Source organism: Pseudoclavibacter sp. RFBJ3 (assembly GCF_002931375.1).
Lineage (GTDB): Bacteria > Actinomycetota > Actinomycetes > Actinomycetales > Microbacteriaceae > Pseudoclavibacter.
The window spans coordinates 135,718-151,495 of the sequence record NZ_PSXZ01000001.1; the positions used below are offsets into that span (position 1 = coordinate 135,718).

The window sequence follows — 15,778 nt, forward strand, 5'->3', positions numbered from 1 at the left end:
ACTCAGCGCTTCGGCCAGACCCAGAGCGGTCCGTCGAACTGCAGTTTGCCGCGGATGCTCGTCGCCCCCGCCTCCTTCTCGAGCTCGACGACGTTCGCGTCGTCGCGCAAGCCATCGACGAGGGGCTGCGAGTGGGTGACGACGATCACCTGCGTCTGCTCCGAGGCTCGCCGGATGAGGCCCGCAAGCGTTGGCAGGAGGCTGGGGTGGAGGCTCGCCTCCGGCTCGTTCAGGACCAGCAGCTCTGGCATGCGCGGCGAGAGGAGCGCCGTCGCGAGGAGGATCATCCGCAGCGTGCCGTCGGACAGCTCCCGCGCATCCAGTGGCCTCGCGAGGCCCGGCTGCGACATGACGATCTTCGCCATGCCAGACTCGTCTTCCTCGACGCTGACCCGTGACCCCGGGAAAGCAGCATCGATGGCGTCGTGGAAGGCCCCCGCCTGGCCGATTCGCTGCACCGTCGCGAGCGCGGCTGGGAGCCGCGAGCCGTCGTCGGGGAGCACCGGGGTGAACGTGGCGGGGCTCGGCAGCCGAGCGGGAGCCGCCGCGTCGGTGCGGAGGTAGTCGAGGAAGCGCCAACCGCGCGCCGACTCGCGCAGCGCGTACAGCTCGGGTGCTGTTGAGGGATCGGCGAGTGTCGCGAGCATCGACTCGGCCTCGCGCACGCTCCACTCGGCCTGCACGAGCTTGAAGTCGGCGTCTCTCACGCGCACCGAGTTCGCGCGGCGTTCGACGAGCGTCGTCGAGGGGCGCAGCAGCTCGCTCGCCCAGACGAGCTCGCTCTTGACCACCGGGTCGAAGGGGAAATCGGAGATGATCGGGATGCCGAGGTCGATCGCGAAGTTCTGGACCTGCTCCGGCGAGGGCATGCCGAGGTCGGTCGCGAAGGACACCCCGGAGGTGCGCAGGCCGAGCTTGAGGGTGACGGGCTCACCGCGGGACCGCTTGCCGGCGTGGATGACCGCCCGGAGACCGCCCTCCATCGCGAGCGACGAGAGGGCCCCCTCGCGGATGATGTCGTGCAGCAGGCGCAGCGCTCGGTAGAGGTTGGACTTGCCGCTGCCGTTCGCCCCCGTGATGACGTTCAAGCGCTCGAGCCCGAGCGTGACGCTCTTGATGGACCGGTAGTTCTCGATGGCGAGGAGTTCAAGCATGCTCACACGCTAGGGGGTACCTCCGACATCGCCGCTGGAGGGTGCGGTCGCGCCCTGCACCTGCAGCAAGCGCGGCACCGCCTCCGGAGAGGCGGTGCCGCGCTTGTCCTCTGCGCGCTGGCCGTCTACTTGACCTGGCGGATGAGCTTCTTGTTCACGAACTCCTCGATGCCGAGCGAACCGAGCTCGCGGCCGAAGCCGGAGCGCTTCACTCCGCCGAAGGGCAGCTCGGGGCTGTCGAGCCCGACGCCGTTGATGTAGACCATGCCGGCTTCGATGGCGTCGGCGACGCGCTGCGCCTGCTCCTGGTCGGTCGTGAAGAGGTACGAGCCAAGGCCGAAGGGCGTCGCGTTCGCGAGCTCGATGGCCTCCTCTTCGCTGCTGACCTTGTAGAGCGCGGCGACGGGGCCGAAGAACTCCTCCGTGTAGGCGTCGTTGTCGGGGGTGACTCCGGCGAGCACGGTCGACTCGAAGAAGTTGCCGTCGTGGCCACCGCCAGCGAGGAGCTGCGCGCCCTGAGCGACAGCCCGCTCGACCTGCTCGGCGAGGTTCTTCGTGGCCGGGGCAGAGGAGAGCGGGCCGAGCTCCGAGTCATCCTTCGTCGGGTCGACGGCCGCGACCGAGGTCATCGCGGCCGTGAACTTCTCCGCGAACTCGTCGTAGAGCGAGTCGATGACGATCATGCGCTTCGCGCCGTTGCAGGCCTGCCCGGAGTTATCGAGGCGCGCGGCGACCGCTGCTTCGACGGCCTCGTCGACGCTGTCGGTGCTGAGCAGGATGAACGGGTCGGAGCCGCCGAGCTCGAGGACCACCTTCTTGAGGTTGCGGCCCGCGATCTCGGCGACCGCGGCGCCCGCGCGCTCCGAGCCGGTCAGTGAGACGCCGTGGATGCGGTCGTCGGCGATGATGTCGGCGATCTGCTCGTTGGTGGCGAAGATGTTGACGTAGGCACCCTCTGGGAACCCGGCGTCGGCGAAGATCTGCTGGAGCGCTGTCGCCGACTCGGGGCACTGGCCGGCGTGCTTCAGCAGGATCGGGTTGCCGAGCACGAGGTTCGGGCCGGCGAAGCGAGCGACCTGGTAGAACGGGAAGTTCCAGGGCATGATGCCGAGGAGGGGACCGAGGGCCGAGCGGCGGATGAGGGCGGTGCCTTCGCCTCCGAGCAGCTCGATCGGGGCGTCCTTCAGGAAGCTCTCCGCGTTGTCGGCGTAGTACTGCAGGATGTCGGCGCTGAAGTCGACCTCCCCGTAGGACTGCTCGATGGGCTTGCCCATCTCCCTCGTGATGATCTCGGCGAGGGCCTCGCGGCGCTCGCGGTGCAGCTCGGCTGCCCGGCTCATGAGGGCGGCGCGCTCTGCGACGGTGCTCGGCTTCGACCAGGTCCGGTAGGCGCCGTCGAGGCTCTGCAGGGCGGTCTCGATGCCCTCGGATGTGACGAGCGGGAATTCCTGTCCCTGCTCGCCGGTGGCTGGGTTCACGACTACGTAGGTGCTCAAACTCACTCCAGACATTGGATGCGTGCGCGCAGCATCGCGCGATTGGGTGAAGCCTAGGAGATGGGGCCTTGGAAACCCAGGGTTCGGGCCGATTTAACTGAATATCGTTTATTTACAAGGTGCCTCTCCGGCGATGCGGCTCTAGGCTCTGGAGCGGCGGGATTCGCCCGCAGGCAGGGGATGGCATGAGCGAGCAGTCACACGACGATGTCCAGTTCTTCCGTGCGTTCAAGCGGTTCCTCGAACGCGTCAACGAGACGCCGGCCGAGGTCCAAGTCGTGCGCACGCCCTTCGGCGGCGAGCTGAGCGATTTCCTCGGCGCCGACGCCGAGGCGCTCCCGGTTGTCGTCGAGGAGTTCGCGAGCTACCGGATCGTCGACGCGGATATCGCGCTTGAGGAGATCGCCGCCCGCGGCGAAGCGAGGCTCGTCGGTGTCGCCGGTGGCTCCGCCCACGCGCACGCCGGCCTCGCGGAGCTCATCTCGAGCCCGCACATGCCGTTCAGGTCGGGGCCCGCCGAGTTCGCCGAGAAGGCGACAGGGCCCAGGTCGACACGACAGGTCGTGAGCTTCGGTGCACGACTCTTCACCTACCGTGGTGCCCGAGTTGTGGTCATGCAGCGCGCATCCCGCCCCGACATGGGCCGACCGCAGGGGCAGCTCGAGGTGCTCACCGCCGCAGACCCCTCGCTCGTCTCCGATCTCCTCGGCGAGGTTCGAGCCCTCATGATCGAGCGCAGCGTGCTGCGCGGCAAGGTGCTCGCGTTCGAGAACAGCGACTACCGGATGGACGCTGGCGCGTCCTTCCTGGAGCGCCCGAACGTCGCCGAGACCGACGTGATCCTGCCGTACGGCGTCCTCGAATCAGTGGTGGCGCACGTGATCGAGATCGGGCGGCAGCGTGAGGTCCTGCTCGCCGCGGGCCAGCACCTGAAGAGAGGCGTGCTGCTGTACGGCCCGCCTGGGACCGGGAAGACGCTCACGGTCAGGCATCTCCTGAGCCGCACGGAGGGGGTGACGGCCGTGCTGCTGACCGGGTCGAGCATCCAGCACATCAGCGCGGCCGCCGAACTGGCCCGCACCCTGCAGCCGTCGATCGTGGTGCTCGAGGACATCGACCTCGTTGCCATGGAACGCCACGCGTCCCCGCAGCCGTTGCTCTTCGAGGTGCTCGACGCGCTTGATGGCCTCGACGGCGATGCCGACGTCGCCTTCATCATGACCACCAACCGGGTGCAGGTGCTCGAGCGGGCGCTCGTCTCGCGTCCCGGTCGCGTCGACCTGGCCGTGGAGATCGCGCTGCCAGGCGGGCCGGAGCGCTACCGTCTGCTCGAGAAGTACGCCGCGGGCCTGCCGTTCAGCGACGAAGCGCTCCTGGAGGCGTCGGGTCGCGCCGAGCAGACCACCGGGTCGTTCGCCAAGGAGCTCATCCGCCGTGCGGTGCTCGCGGCGGCACGGCATGGCGTCGAGCCGGACGACGAGATCCTGCTGTTCGAGCTCGACGAGCTGATGTCGGCGCAGTCCGCGCTCACGAGGCGCCTCCTCGGCGACGGCACGGAGCCGAGCGGCGACGAAGCCACTGAGGGCGGGGTGGAGATCATCTCCACAGCGGAAGGCGACCGCACGGGGTCCGTCACCTACCGGGCTCTGGGTGCAGAGGCTGACTCCGGCTGGACGGCGTACGTGCCGGCCTCGGACGCGGTCTACCCGCCTGGTGCGGGTGCCTCGGCGACCGAGGAGCAACCCTCGCGTGGCGACGGGGAGGCGCTCAGCTGACGGCTGCCCGCCAGCGCTCCGACGAGAAGGTGCGAGTCGAAGCGCCGCCCGGGTCGCTCGGCGGGCGTGAGCCGCGGCTCACGTCGCGCACCCTGATGCGCCAGCCGTCTGCCGTGCGGACGAAGGTGTCGATATAGTCGCCGCTCGCCGTCGTGCCGTCAGTTCGCACGAGGAGGAACTTCGACCAGGACGTGATGGTGTCGGCGTCGACCCGATGGAGGACGGTGTCGGTGGTGTAATGCGGGTGGTAGGGCTGCACGGTGTTGATGACCCGGGCGAGCGCCTCGTCACCGCGCACCGCGTTCGGGCCCGTGCCGAAGGAGAAGTCCTCCGTGAATACCTTGCGCAGGTGATCCCAGTCGCGGTTGTCGATGACCTGCCCGTAGCGGGCGAGCACGTCGAGGACCTCGGCGGTGTCGGCGGCAGGCACTTGCGCTGCCACGGCGCTCGGGCTCTGCGCTGTCATCGCGCCGACTCGAAGCTCGCGAAAGACTCCGCGCCCTCGGCCGAGTACTGTCCGCTCGGGCGCTCGCGGTTTCGCTCCGTGATGCGGCGGCTCGTGATGACCCACGTGCCGTCGCGTTCCTCGAGCGTGTCGAGGTAGTCGCCGCCTGCGGCGGACGCCTCATAGGTGACGAGCACGTAGCGACTCCAGGCGACGGCCGACCCGGCGGCCTCGCCAGCCCGGATGACCGTGTTGATGGTGTGGTGGGAGGGCAGGTGCCCTCCGAGCGAGGCCGCGAGCTGCTGCTCGAAGGCTCTCGCTCCTGATGCGCCAGTGAACTCGCCAGCAGGGCTCTCGAGGCGCGCATCCGGAGCGAGGACCGAGTCGAGCAGGGTCCATTCGCCGTTGTCGACGAAGTGCCCGTAGAGCGCGAGGGTCTGCTGGATGCCCCAGCGGTCGTCGGCGGTGAGTGTGGTCACGGTCAGCCCCATTTCGTTTCCGTTCAGGAACAGTCTCACCACCCACCGACATCCGCGTGCTCTCCGCGGTCGCGGAACTTCCGCGGGCGTCACGAGCGGAAATCTCGGCGAAATTCTGCCCGAGAGGGCTCTGTCTGTGGTTTCCGCTCCGGGGCGCACCCATTTTTGCTAGTTTGTTGAACTAGTTTCATGGCGTCGACGGCGCCACCACGAGGAGGACCATGGCGCACAAGCCCGCTGAGCGCTCGTCCGGGTACTGGTACCCGACCGGCGGAGAGCATGCGACCTCGGTCGACGTGCTCAACCTGCTGCGTGACTACCGCGAAGCGGAGGCCAAGATGCGAGCGCGGACGCGCTCGTCGATGCGCATGAACGAGAACGACCTGCTGGCGCTTCGCTTCCTGCTCCAGCAGCAGCGGCAGGGCAAGGTCGTCATGCAGAAGGACCTGGCGGAGCGGCTCAAGATCTCGTCCGCGTCGGTCACCGGCCTCGTTGATCGCCTTGTGAAGAGCGGCCACGTCGAGCGGCGACCGCACCCCACCGATCGTCGGGCTTCGATCATCGCGTCGACGGCCGAGTCCGACCGTGAAGTGCGGGAGACGCTCGGCCTCATGCACCAGCGCATGATCGCGGTCGTCGACTCGCTCACGACCGAGGAGCTCGACGGGGTGGCGAAGTTCCTCTCTGGCATGGTCGGCTCGGTGGAGGCAGCCGAGCCGGAGGGTGCTTCGCTGCGTTAGTGGCTGTTTCCTCGAGAGTCAACCCCCCAGGTCGCTTTTTATTTAGTTAGATAAACTACATATGTGCTCAAACAAAGACGCAGGCTCAACCGCAGTGCAGTAGCCGCCGCTCGACGACGGGCAGAAGAGCGCTACTGGGACGTTTACCAGCGCACCATCATGCCAGGGGAGCTTCTTGCGCTCTGCTTCGTGGGTGCCACCATCTCGATCGGAATCGCGGTCTCCTTCTTCGCCTTCCTCCCCTGGTAGCGCGAGCGGCCACTTGGATGGTCGCCACAAGGCTCTCGAAGTGCCAGCCGATGGGTGCGAGGCTCTTCGGTGCGCATCCATCTCCGGATGCCATGGCGCAAAGGAGCGACATGACCGACCCGACTTCGATGACCGGCCTTGAGCAGCTGAGGGCTCACCTCGCGAACGGTGCAGAGATCGCTCCGATCGCGCAGCACTTCGGCATGACCGTCGTGAGCTTCGCCGAGGGCGAGGTGATCTTCGAGGGTGTTCCCGACCGGTCGCACTACAACCCCATCGGAACCGTGCACGGCGGATTCGCGGCGACGCTCCTCGACTCGGCGTGCGGCACGGCAGTCCACACGACGCTCCGCCCGGGGCAGGCCTACACATCCCTCGAGATCAAGGTCAGCTTCCTGCGCCCCATGACCGTGGAGACGGGCCCCGTCCGGGTGCGCGGTCGCGTCGTGAAGTCAGGGGCGAGGGCGGCGTTCGTCGAAGCCGAGCTCAGGGACTCCGCCGACGTGCTCCTCGCCACGGCGACCAGCACGTGCGCGATCTTCCCAGCGCGCTGACCCGGTCTTCTGAGCCGCGCTTCTCCACAGCTTCGCTTCTCGAGCGCGCCCCGAAACGAGCACAGGATAGAATCGGCTCCCGTGACCGGAACGAATCTCCTCGGCATCCCCGAGACGCGCCTTGCGGCTGAGCCAGAGGTCGTCGACGACCTGTCCAACCTGCCCCACGACCAAGCCGCGCTTGCAGCCATCGTCGAGAAGCACCCGGCCTCATCGCTGGCGTGGGCGACCCTCGCAGACGCCGCGCACGCCGACGGCAACACGATCGGCGCGTACGCCTACGCACGCGTCGGCTACCACCGGGGGCTCGACGCCCTTCGCAAGGCCGGGTGGCGCGGCCAGGGCCCCGTGCCGTGGTCGCACGACCCCAACAAGGGAGTCCTGCGCGCGTTCTACGCGCTCCGACGAAGCGCAGCAGAGATCGGCGAGGAGGGCGAGCCCGAGCGCCTCGCCAGCCTGCTCCACGACGCCGACCCGCAGGCGATCACCGAGATCGAGCGGATGCACGCGGCGAGCTAGCGGCGCATCCGCACCAGCAGACAAGCAGGGAACAAGGCAGGGCCGCCGAGTCGGTCCGCCGACCGCGCGGCTCACGCCACGCACACGACAGGCGCGAGCTGCGCCGATCCGACAGAACAGGGGCGACACATGCCAGGCGTAGCAATCATCGGCGGCCAGTGGGGCGACGAAGGCAAGGGCAAGGCAACCGACCTCCTCGGCGACCGCATCGACTACGTCGTGAAGTTCAACGGCGGCAACAACGCCGGCCACACGGTCGTGATCGGTAACGAGAAGTACGCGCTGCACCTGCTGCCCTCCGGAATCCTCACCCCAGGCGTGACCCCCGTCATCGGCAACGGTGTCGTCATCGACCTCGACGTGCTCTTCCACGAGATCGACCACCTCGAGGCGCGCGGCGTCGACACCTCGAAGCTGCGCGTCTCCGCGAACGCGCACCTCATCACCGGGTACCACACCACGCTCGACAAGGTCACCGAGCGGTTCCTCGGGAAGCGCCAGATCGGCACCACCGGACGCGGCATCGGCCCCGCCTACGCCGACAAGATCAACCGCATCGGCATCCGCGTGCAGGACCTCTTCGACGAGAACATCCTCCGCCAGAAGGTCGAAGCAGCGCTCTTCGGCAAGAACCACCTCCTCGTGAAGGTCTACAACCGTCGCGCGATCACGGTCAACGAGATCGTCGACGCGCTCCTCCTCCACGCCGAGCGCCTCCGTCCCATGGTCGGCGACACCTCGCTCGAGCTCTACGACGCCCTCAACGCGGGCCGCAACGTCGTCTTCGAGGGTGGCCAGGCGACCATGCTCGACGTCGACCACGGCACCTACCCGTACGTCACCTCGTCGTCCTCGACCGCGGGAGGCGCATCCACGGGCGCCGGTGTCGGACCGACCCAGATCAACCGCATCATCGGCATCGTCAAGGCCTACATCACGCGCGTCGGAGCCGGCCCCTTCCCGACCGAGCTGTTCGACGAGTGGGGTGAGCTGTTGCGCACGCGAGGCGGCGAGTTCGGCACCACCACCGGACGCCCGCGCCGCACCGGCTGGTACGACGTTCCCGTCGCCCGCTACACGGCCCGCATCAACGGGGTCACCGACTTGGTCATGACGAAGCTCGACGTGCTCAGCGGCATCGAGCGCATCCCCGTCTGCGTCGCCTACGACGTCGACGGCGTCCGCTTCGACGAGATGCCCGTCTCGCAGTCGGACATCCACCACGCGAAGCCCATCTACGAGTACTTCGACGGCTGGACCGAGGACCTCTCCGGCTGCCGCACCTTCGAGGAGCTGCCCGAGAACGCGCAGCTCTACGTGCAGGCACTCGAGCGCCTCTCCGGTGCCCGCATCTCCGCGATCGGCGTCGGCCCGAAGCGCGACGAGATCATCCAGATCCACGACCTGATCGACTGACCGCGGGCATCGCCGTCAGCGCCCGTGTGCGGGCAAGCGCTCAACGCCTGAGACAATCGACGACGTGAATAGCGCCCCCGCAGCCCTGACCGTCCTCCCAGACCCCCAGTTCGTGATGGTCGGCGACGGTCACCGCATCGCCACGTACACGTGGGGAGATGTGGACGCGCCGACGGTGATCGTCGTGCACGGCTTCGCGTCGAGCACGAAGGACAACTGGGTGGCGACGGGCTGGGTGCGCGACCTGCTGCGCGCCGGCTACCGCGTGCTCGGCCTCGACCAGCGCGGGCACGGGCAGAGCGACAAGCCCTACGAGGGGCGCGACTACGACATCCGCACGCTGGCCTCCGACGTCGAGGCCGTGCTCGACGCGTACCTCGTCGACACCGCGCTGTACGTCGGCTACTCGCTCGGCGCGCGCGTCGGCTGGGAGGTCGCACAGGACTTCGCCGACCGCATCCCGCGGGTCGTGCTCGGGGGAGTCCCGGATGGCGTGCCGCTCGGGCGCCTCGATATCGATCAGGTGCGCGAGCTCATCGACCACGGCACCCCGGTGCAGGACCCGGTGACGCAGAACTACCTCGCCCTCACGGAGCGCGTCGGAGGCAACGACCTGCGGGCGCTGCTCGCGATCGCCGAAGGGATGCGCGCGTCCGGCAAGGCCGACCCCGACCTCGGCCGTGTGCCGCAGCAGCCGGTGCTCTTCGCGACCGGGTCCCGCGACGGGATCATCGAGGGGTCCAAGGCACTCTCCGCGGCGACGCCCAAGGCCCGCTTCTTCGAGATCCCGGACCGCCACCATTTCAACGCTCCAGGCTCGCGTGACTTCCGTGCCGCAGCCCTCGCCTTCCTCGCCGAGGAAGTCCAAGAGGGCTAGCGGACCCCGGAGGGTGGCGACTGGGTGACGTTCGGGAGCGCCGGGCAAGATGCTTCCATGTCGTCCAGAACACTCGAACGCCGCTCCCGCGGACACGGCGGGGCCATCCCGTGGATCGTCGTCCTTCCCTTCGCCGTCTCCGGCGTCATCCACCTCGTGAAGCCCGCCGTCTTCGAACCGATCATCCCCAAACCGCTGCGGGGGCACAGCCGCGAGCTGGTGGTCGCGTCCGGCGTCGCCGAGCTGACGTGCGCGGCGGGGCTCGTGCGCCCGTCGACACGGTCGATCGCGGGGCTCGCGAGCGCGGCCGTGCTGCTCGCGGTCTGGCCCGCCAACGCCCAGATGAGCGTCGACCTGGGCCGCCGGGCGTGCCGGAAGCGCACCGCCTCGTCGGTCGTCGCGTTTGTCGTCTCCGTTGCTCGCCTGCCGATGCAGCTCCCGCTCATGAGGGCCGCGCTGGGCTCCGGGAGCTAGCCTTTCCGAATGAGCATCGAGTCGAAGAACGATCAGGTTCGGACGACCTCCGAGCAGCGGGAGATCGAGCGGAAGTACGACATTCCCGAGGGGGCGGGGGAGCCCGAGCTCTCGAAGCTCGGCGCGGGGCTCCGAGCAGGGGAGCCGGTCACGGAGACCCTCGTCGCCGAGTATGTCGACACCCCCGAGCTGGCGATCCTCGACGCCCGCTGCGTGCTGCGTCGCCGCACGGGTGGCGACGACGAGGGGTGGCACCTGAAGCGTCCGCGCAGCGGCGACGAGCGCATCGAGGTCCACGCGCCCGTGGGCGCCCCGCGGCGGATCCCGCCGGAGCTGCGCGCCGAGTTCGCGGACATTATCGGCGAGCGCCCCGTGCTTCCGCTCGTGGAGCTCACGACGACGCGCACGACCACTGAGGTGCGTGGCGGCGGCGCGTGGTCGGCCGGCGGGGCGCGGGACGACGACGACGCGCTCGCCGCGCTCATCTGCGACGACGTCGTGCACGCCAGGGTCGTCCGCATCGGCGAGGAGCGCACGCTCGAGTGGCGGGAGTTCGAGGTCGAGCTGGCGGACGGCGCATCGACCCGGGTCTTCGACGAGATCGAGGCGGTGCTCTTCGACGCCGGCCTCACCCCGTCCGTCCACCGTTCCAAGCTCGTTCGCAGCCTCGACGGGGTCAAGCCCGCCCAGGCGCCGTCGGGGCAGGGGACGGCCGGCGACGCGGTCGTCTTCGCCATCGCGTCGCGGTTCGGCGAGTTCCAGGAGCAGGAGGCCGCGGCCCGCATCGATGCGCCGGACGCGGTGCACCAGGCGAGGGTCGCCCTGCGCAGGCTGCGGAGCCTCCTCAAGGTCTTCGGCGCCCTGTTCGAGGCGGATGCGGTCGAGTGCCTCGCCGGGGAGCTCAAGTGGGCTGGGGGCGTGCTGGGGGCTCCCCGTGATGCGGAGATCCTCCGCGAGCTCGTGCTCGCCGAACTCGACTCGGCGGGACACCTCGAGGCGGGCGCGGGGGCTGTCGACGTCGCCAGAGCGTGCATCGAGGCGCGCCTCGCCGACCGGCACGCAGCCGCCCTCGCGTCCTTCCGGACGGAACTCGATGGGGAGCGCTGGGACGCGCTGCACGACAGCCTCGTCTCCTTCGTCACCGCGCCCCCGTTCGCAGGGCTCGCCGATCGGCGCGCCCTCGGCACCATGCGGAGCCTGACCCGCACCGCCATCACCACGGTCGAGAAGCGGACGGAACGCGCCCGCAAGAAGCCGAAGAAGCTCGAACGCTGGCACGACGTGCGCAAGGCCGCGAAGTCGGTCCGCTACGGCTACGAGGCCATCGACGAGCTGCCGGACGCGACGGCGAAGAAGCAGCGCAAGGAGTGGAAGCACCTCGCGCAGGCCTTCGGCGAGCTGCAGGACTCGTCGATGCTCGACGAGGAGCTCGGCGTGCTGAGCGAGCGGCTCGGGCAGTCCGCGCAGGAGGAAGAGCGCGGAGAGGCGGGTGCAGAGCACCGCGACGCCGTCGCCGTGCTCTCGGAGCTCCGGACGCGCATCCGCGCCCGCCAGAACGACGCGCTGCGAGTCGCCCGCGACGCCCTCGACGACCTGGCCTGACCGGACGGCGAGATCTGCACGGACCGGTCAGGCGGTGGTGCCAGGATCGGCGCATGCACATCGATCTCTCGGGCCGTACGGCCCTCGTCACGGGTTCCACGCAGGGTATCGGCCTTGCGATCGCCGCGGATCTCGCCGCCGCTGGCGCGCACGTCATCGTGAACGGGCGCGGAGCCGCCAGCGTGGAGTCGGCCGTCGCCGAGCTGCGCGGGCGCGTGCCAGACGCGACGATCGAGGGGGTGCCCGCCGACCTCGCGACGGCGGAGGGCGCGGCCGTCGTCCGCTCTGCGTTCCCTGACCTCGACATCCTCGTCAACAACCTCGGCATCTACGGCAGCACGCCCGCTCTCGAGATCAGCGACGAGGAGTGGCTGCGCTACTTCGAGGTGAACGTGCTGTCGGCCGCGCGTCTCATGCGCGAGTACCTCCCGGGCATGACGTCGCGCGGCTGGGGGCGGGTGATCTCCATCGCGAGCGACTCAGCCGTCGTGATTCCCGAGGAGATGATCCACTACGGCATGACCAAGACGGCGCTGCTCGCGGTCTCGCGCGGCTACGCGAAGGCGGTGAAGGGCACCGGGGTGACCGTCAACGCCGTCATCGCGGGGCCGACGCACACCGGCGGCGTCGAGGCGTTCGTGGCGGAGCTCGTGGGCGAGGACCTCGCCTGGGACGACGCGCAGCGGGAGTTCATGCGACGGCACCGGCCGCAGTCGCTCATCGAGCGTCTCATCGAGCCGGAGGAGATCGCGCACCTGGTCACCTACCTGGCATCGCCGCTGGCTTCGGCGACGACCGGAGGCGCCCTGCGCGTCGACGGCGGCTACGTCGATTCGATCCTGCCGTGAGCGTCGAGCGCAGCCTCGATGTTGGCGACATTGGTGAGGTGTGGGCGTCGCTCGTCGCAGCCACGACGGGGCGCACGCCGTTCACGCTCGGCTACCTCGGCACCGTGGCGTCGGGCGGCGAGCCCCGCGTCCGTGCCGTGATCCTGAGAGCCGTGGATGAGCGGCGCGGCGTCGTGGCGTTCGCGACGGACAGTCGGACGGCGAAGGTCGGGGAGCTGGCCGAGAACCAGCGAGCGGCCCTCACGTTCTACGATCCGGAGCGCGACGTGCAGCTGCGCCTGGACGGCCGCGCGGAGATCGTCACCGACAGTGCGGTCCGGCGCGAGGTCTGGGAGGGGCTCGGGGCGGGGTCGAAGCGGCTCTACGACAAGCCTGAGGTGCCCGGGACTCGGCTGGCAGAGGGGGACTCCGACGCTCGGGGGACGGGCGATGAGGCTGCGTTCGAGCGCTTCGCGTGGGTCCGCGTCACGGTCGTCACGGTCGACGCGGTCGACCTCTCCGGCGCTGAGCACATCCGCTGCCGCCACACACGAGGAGTCGACTCCTGGGCAAGCGATCGGCTGGTTCCCTAGGCGCGCTACTGCATGGGCGCGTTCAGGTTCGACGCCCAGGTTCGAATCGCTGAACGCTCGTTCTCGTCGCACACGTACCCGTAGCCGGTCGTCGTGTCGCCGTTCGTGAGCGACCACTCACCGTAGTAGGTCAAGGCGTAGCAGTCGGCCATGACTTCGGCACTGCCCTGGAAGAGGCCCTGCGCGAGCAGCTCGTTGTACTCGCCGCGATGGTCGAAGACGCTGGCGTTGTCGGCACGCTGGTAGACGTGGGCCAGCTCGTGTATGACGGTGAACTTGCTCGACCATTCGCCGAGCTCGCTTTCCGGCAGCAGGTGCACGGTGAGCGAGTCCTCCTTCGTGATGCACCCTGTTGTGCGCCAGTCCTCCCGATCGTCGGCCGTGCACGCGGTTGCCGCATCCCACTGCACGTCGATAAACCCTTTGCCTGCCGTGTCCACGATGCTCTCCGTGACCAGGCCGCTGGTGTTCACGCGCCGGGCTTGCGCCTCGGCGACGCTGACCTCGAGTCCCTCTCGGAAGGTCTTCGCCTGCGCTGCGATCGTCTGCGCGCTGTACTCGAGCAGGTTCGGATCAGCCATCTTCTCGTCCTGCCGGAACAGCCACTCGAATTCAGCGACGAGCCAGGCGACGGGAGACTCGTCGAACTCGAGGGACAGCTCGTCGATCTTGGCGCGTTCGTCCGCGTAGAGCGCGCGCTGGGTGTCGATCTCGGAGTCTGCCGTGGGGGCAGCATCGGGTGTCGCCACGCTGGAGGAGCCGCCCGTCTCATCACCCCCGGAAAAGAGCAGCGCGCCGAAACCGGCGAAGACGACGACGGCCACGATGGCCACGACGGCCAGGCATCCGCACCCGGCGAGCCAGCCGCCGACGCCGCGGCTTCGGCGAGGCACGTGAGGCGCCGCCACCGGCGCGAATGCTGGACCGACTGGTGACGCCGCTGGTTGGCGACCTGGCGCTCGTCCGGTCGACAGCGTCGGGTTGACGCCTCGGATCCAGCGGATGAGCTCAGGGGAAGCGGCTGGGTTCGCGGCGATGAGCGCATGGAGGTCCCAGCGCTGGGCGGCGAGATCGACGAGCACCTGCAGCGGTGTGCTCGGATCGCAGGCGATCGCGTGCGCTGCACTCGGCTGCCGGTCGTTCATGCACTCCCCTTGCTGTTCTGGCTCACCGCTCGGGAGAGATGCGGTGCTGTCTGCTCCAGGAAGGGACTCTCCCGCGGCGATTCTGGCACCGGTCCAGCGTAGTCCGCGGTGCGCTGCTGGCCGCTGCACCGCGTCCGTCTGTCCGAGAGTCGACGATCTGTGTCGCTCGATGGCGTCGCCGGGGCACGCCGGTGGGAGCGGCTAGGCGAGGGCGGCGTCGATGGCGTCGGCCGAGAGCACGTGGTCGATGGCGAGGGCGCTGGCGCCGAGGATCGCGGCGTCGCCTCGGGCTCGCGACGCCACGACCCGAAGGTGCTGCGTCGCGAGCGGCAGTGAGCGCGAGTAGACGACTTCGCGGATGCCGGCCATGAGCTGCTCGCCGGCCTCCGCGATGCTCCCGCCGATGACGATCATCGACGGGTTGAGCATGCTGACGCAGGCGGCGAGTACGGTGCCGACGTCGCGGCCGGCCTGACGGAGGGCGCGGGCTGCGCTGAGGTCTCCCGAGCGCACGAGCGCCACGATCTGCCCGCTGCCCGACACCTCGATGCCCTCTTCGTGGAGCCTTCTGGCGATGGCGTCGCTCCCGGCGACGGCTTCGAGGCAGCCGAGGTTGCCGCACCTGCAGGGGATGCTCTCGGCGCCAGGCACGGCGATGTGCCCGATGTCGCCTGCGGCACCCCTGGCGCCGCGTCGCAGCGAGCCGTCCGCGATGATGCCGGAGCCGATGCCGGTCGCGACCTTGACGAAGAGCAGGTCGGAGACCTCGGGCCACTCACTCCGGTGCTCGCCGAGGGCCATGATGTTGACGTCGTTGTCGACCAGCACAGGAGCGTCGAAGTGGGCGCCGAGCCTGCCGGCGACGTCTGCGTCGTCCCAGCCGGGCATGATGGGCGGGTTGATGGGGCGGCCGGAGCTGAACTCGACGGGCCCGGGGAGGCCGACGCCGACACTCACGAGCTCCCGGCGCCCGCGGTTCGACGCGGCGAGCATCTCGTCGCCCTTCGTGCACACCCAGGCCAGCACCGCGTCCGGCCCGAGGTCGATGGGCAGCTTGTCCTCCGAGTCGGCGATGATGTTCGAGGCGAGGTCGGTGAGGGCCATTCTCGCGTGGGTCGCGCCGAGGTCGACGGCGAGGACAACTCTGCTCTCGGGGGAGAAGGCGAAGACGGCGGGGGGCCTGCCGCCCGTCGAGTGGGCCTCGCCGACGGTCACGATGAGGCCCGCCGCCATGAGCATGTCGATGCGGGTCGCGACCGTGGAGCGAGCCTGGCCGGTGACGGATGCGAGCTCAGCGCGCGTTCGGGGGGCGCCGTCGCGGAGCATCTGGAAGAGCTCTCCGGGGCCAGGCTGGCGGGACGCCGGCTTCGGCAGCTGCTCGATGACCATGCGCGTCTTCTCTCTCGGATCGGTGGTCGGCGAGAGCCGACTTC

17 protein-coding genes are annotated in these 15,778 nt (G+C 69.3%); 11 read left to right on the forward strand and 6 right to left on the reverse strand.

The genetic code is table 11. The features are described 5' to 3' along the window. Positions 1–2 precede the first annotated feature (2 nt). On the reverse strand, positions 3–1,154 hold the full coding sequence (locus tag C5E07_RS00680) for an AAA family ATPase (protein WP_104298039.1): 1,152 nt from the start codon (positions 1,152–1,154) through the stop codon (positions 3–5). A gap of 125 nt (positions 1,155–1,279) precedes the next feature. Continuing rightward, positions 1,280–2,650 (reverse strand): NAD-dependent succinate-semialdehyde dehydrogenase, encoded by a 1,371-nt coding sequence (locus tag C5E07_RS00685; RefSeq protein WP_181057675.1) that lies wholly within the window; start codon positions 2,648–2,650, stop codon positions 1,280–1,282. A 185-nt stretch (positions 2,651–2,835) separates the two neighbouring features. On the opposite strand from C5E07_RS00685, the gene C5E07_RS00690 reads away from it, so the two are divergent. Continuing rightward, the gene (locus tag C5E07_RS00690; protein WP_104298041.1) at positions 2,836–4,425 is read left to right on the forward strand and encodes an ATP-binding protein; all 1,590 of its coding nucleotides are present in this window, start codon (positions 2,836–2,838) and stop codon (positions 4,423–4,425) included. Here C5E07_RS00690 and C5E07_RS00695 read toward each other — a convergent pair. Both C5E07_RS00695 and C5E07_RS00700 read right to left on the reverse strand, forming a co-directional pair. Further along, positions 4,418–4,891, reverse strand: coding sequence for a nuclear transport factor 2 family protein (locus C5E07_RS00695; protein WP_104298042.1), 474 nt, complete (start codon positions 4,889–4,891; stop codon positions 4,418–4,420). The two genes, C5E07_RS00690 and C5E07_RS00695, sit on opposite strands and share 8 nt — an antisense overlap. Further along, entirely contained in the window at positions 4,888–5,349 is a 462-nt protein-coding gene (locus C5E07_RS00700; protein WP_181057677.1) for a nuclear transport factor 2 family protein, read from the reverse strand. Before C5E07_RS00700 ends, C5E07_RS00695 begins: the two co-directional genes overlap by 4 nt. Before the next feature lie 221 nt (positions 5,350–5,570). Here C5E07_RS00700 and C5E07_RS00705 point away from each other — a divergent pair, with 221 nt between their 5' ends. The 10 genes from C5E07_RS00705 (at position 5,571) to C5E07_RS00745 (ending at position 13,200) form a co-directional block, all read left to right on the forward strand. After that, positions 5,571–6,089, forward strand: coding sequence for a MarR family winged helix-turn-helix transcriptional regulator (locus C5E07_RS00705; RefSeq protein WP_104298044.1), 519 nt, complete (start codon positions 5,571–5,573; stop codon positions 6,087–6,089). A 63-nt stretch (positions 6,090–6,152) separates the two neighbouring features. After that, positions 6,153–6,338, forward strand: a complete 186-nt coding sequence (locus C5E07_RS19090) for a hypothetical protein (protein WP_146080459.1) — start codon at positions 6,153–6,155, stop codon at positions 6,336–6,338. Positions 6,339–6,448: 110 nt separating this feature from the next. Then, positions 6,449–6,892: a PaaI family thioesterase gene (locus C5E07_RS00710; protein ID WP_104240073.1), complete on the forward strand. Its 444-nt coding sequence runs from the start codon at positions 6,449–6,451 to the stop codon at positions 6,890–6,892. Between the two features lie 81 nt (positions 6,893–6,973). Beyond that, positions 6,974–7,411, forward strand: a complete 438-nt coding sequence (locus C5E07_RS00715; protein ID WP_104240074.1) for a DUF3151 domain-containing protein — start codon at positions 6,974–6,976, stop codon at positions 7,409–7,411. Between the two features lie 129 nt (positions 7,412–7,540). Then, positions 7,541–8,827, forward strand: coding sequence for an adenylosuccinate synthase (locus C5E07_RS00720; RefSeq protein WP_104240075.1), 1,287 nt, complete (start codon positions 7,541–7,543; stop codon positions 8,825–8,827). Between the two features lie 115 nt (positions 8,828–8,942). Next, positions 8,943–9,704 (forward strand): alpha/beta fold hydrolase, encoded by a 762-nt coding sequence (locus C5E07_RS00725; RefSeq protein ID WP_104240232.1) that lies wholly within the window; start codon positions 8,943–8,945, stop codon positions 9,702–9,704. A 57-nt stretch (positions 9,705–9,761) separates the two neighbouring features. Further along, a complete protein-coding gene (locus C5E07_RS00730) occupies positions 9,762–10,178 on the forward strand; it encodes a DoxX family protein (protein WP_104298045.1) in 417 nt (138 codons plus the stop codon). 9 nt (positions 10,179–10,187) lie between these two features. After that, positions 10,188–11,780 carry a CYTH and CHAD domain-containing protein gene (locus tag C5E07_RS00735; RefSeq protein ID WP_104298046.1) on the forward strand — a complete coding sequence of 531 codons (1,593 nt, stop codon included), beginning with the start codon at positions 10,188–10,190 and terminating at the stop codon, positions 11,778–11,780. Positions 11,781–11,833: 53 nt separating this feature from the next. Then, positions 11,834–12,628 (forward strand): SDR family NAD(P)-dependent oxidoreductase, encoded by a 795-nt coding sequence (locus C5E07_RS00740; protein WP_104298047.1) that lies wholly within the window; start codon positions 11,834–11,836, stop codon positions 12,626–12,628. Beyond that, positions 12,625–13,200, forward strand: a complete 576-nt coding sequence (locus tag C5E07_RS00745) for a pyridoxamine 5'-phosphate oxidase family protein (protein ID WP_181057679.1) — start codon at positions 12,625–12,627, stop codon at positions 13,198–13,200. The genes C5E07_RS00740 and C5E07_RS00745 overlap by 4 nt, the downstream gene beginning before the upstream one ends. 5 nt (positions 13,201–13,205) lie before the next feature. Here C5E07_RS00745 and C5E07_RS00750 read toward each other — a convergent pair whose 3' ends face one another. Both C5E07_RS00750 and C5E07_RS00755 read right to left on the reverse strand, forming a co-directional pair. Then, positions 13,206–14,345 carry a hypothetical protein gene (locus C5E07_RS00750; RefSeq protein ID WP_104298048.1) on the reverse strand — a complete coding sequence of 380 codons (1,140 nt, stop codon included), beginning with the start codon at positions 14,343–14,345 and terminating at the stop codon, positions 13,206–13,208. Between the two features lie 201 nt (positions 14,346–14,546). Continuing rightward, a complete protein-coding gene (locus C5E07_RS00755; protein ID WP_104298049.1) occupies positions 14,547–15,734 on the reverse strand; it encodes an ROK family transcriptional regulator in 1,188 nt (395 codons plus the stop codon). Positions 15,735–15,778 lie beyond the last annotated feature (44 nt).